Below are 1,363 nucleotides of genomic sequence, written 5' to 3' on the forward strand. Positions count from 1 at the left end.
GTCAACGACCCGCCCCCCACCTCCGACGACGTGCAGGCGCTGCTCGACCGGGCGCTCACCGCGTGGATCGAGGAGAACGCCGACGACGGCTGGCGGCACTTCACCGGGGGCGTGCTCGCCGCCTTCCGGGAGCTGACCGCCCGGCTCGACCCCGGACGGGACGCGGTGGTCGTCACTTCCGGCGGCGTGATCGCCGCGCTCTGCGGCCACCTGCTCGACGCCGGGACGGCCGGGATCGTCGCCCTGAACCGGGTCACGGTCAACTGCGGCCTGACCACGGTGACGCTCGGCCGCTCCGGCGCCAGCCTCGTCGCCTTCAACGACCACGCCCACTTCAGCGGCGCCGAACGCGCGCTGCGCACCACCCGCTGACCCCGCCCCGCTGCCACCGCTCCGGCGGCAGGACCGGCCGCAAGGCAGGACCGGCCGCAAGCAAAGACCGGCCACAAGAAAGGACCCGTTCATGCGCGCAGTACAGGTGACCAGACTCGACGGACCGGAGGCGGTCGAGGTCGCGGACGTGCCCGAACCGGTCCCGACCCCCGGTCAGTTGCTGATCGAGGTCCGCGCCGCCGGGGTCTGTTTCCCTGACGTGCTGCTCAGCCGGGGCGAGTACCAGCTGAAGCCGGAGCCGCCGTTCGTGCCTGGCGCGGAGGTGGCCGGCACGGTGCTGAGTGCCCCCGACGGCTGCGACCTGCGGGCGGGCGACCGGGTGGCGGCCTTCCCCGCCTTCGGCGGATTCGCCGAACAGGTCGTCGCCGACCCGGCCGTGGTCTTCCCGCTCCCCGACGAGGTCTCGTTCGAGGTCGGCGCCGGGGTGCCGATGAACTACCTCACCACCCACTTCGCCCTCACCCGCCGGGGCCGCCTGCGCGAGGGCGAGACGGTACTGGTGCAGGGCGCCGCCGGCGGCGTCGGCACCGCCGCCGTCCAACTCGCCCGCGCCCTGGGCGCCCGGGTGATCGGTGTGGTCTCCGACGAGGAGCGGGCCGGCGTCGCCCGCGCCGCCGGGGCCCACGAGACGGTCCCGGCGGACGGCTTCCGCGCCGCCGTCGGCAAACTGACCGACGGCCGGGGCGTCGACGTCGTCGTCGACCCGGTCGGCGGCGACCGCTTCACCGACTCGCTGCGCTGCCTCGCCCCCGAAGGCCGACTGCTCGTCGTCGGCTTCACCGGCGGCGAGATACCCACGGTGAAGGTCAATCGCCTGCTGCTCAACAACGTCGACGTGGTGGGCGTCGGCTGGGGTGCGTACTGGCTGAACCGCCCCGCCTACCTGCGCGAACAGTGGGCCGAGCTACTCCCCGCCCTACGCGACGGCTCCCTCCGCCCGCCCCTCGGCGCCACCTACCCCCTCGACGAC

The 1,363-nt window shown here is 74.3% G+C and carries 2 protein-coding genes; both read left to right on the plus strand.

Annotation, left to right across the window (positions count from 1 at the left end; genetic code table 11):
- The coding region (locus tag FNX44_RS26895; RefSeq protein WP_143651570.1) for a histidine phosphatase family protein at positions 1 to 372 on the plus strand (372 nt) is incomplete at its 5' end.
- 91 nt (positions 373 to 463) lie between these two features.
- The coding region (locus FNX44_RS26900) for an NADPH:quinone oxidoreductase family protein (protein WP_143651571.1) at positions 464 to 1,363 on the plus strand (900 nt) is incomplete at its 3' end.

This window comes from Streptomyces alkaliterrae (assembly GCF_007097205.2).
GTDB classification, from domain to species: domain Bacteria; phylum Actinomycetota; class Actinomycetes; order Streptomycetales; family Streptomycetaceae; genus Streptomyces; species Streptomyces alkaliterrae.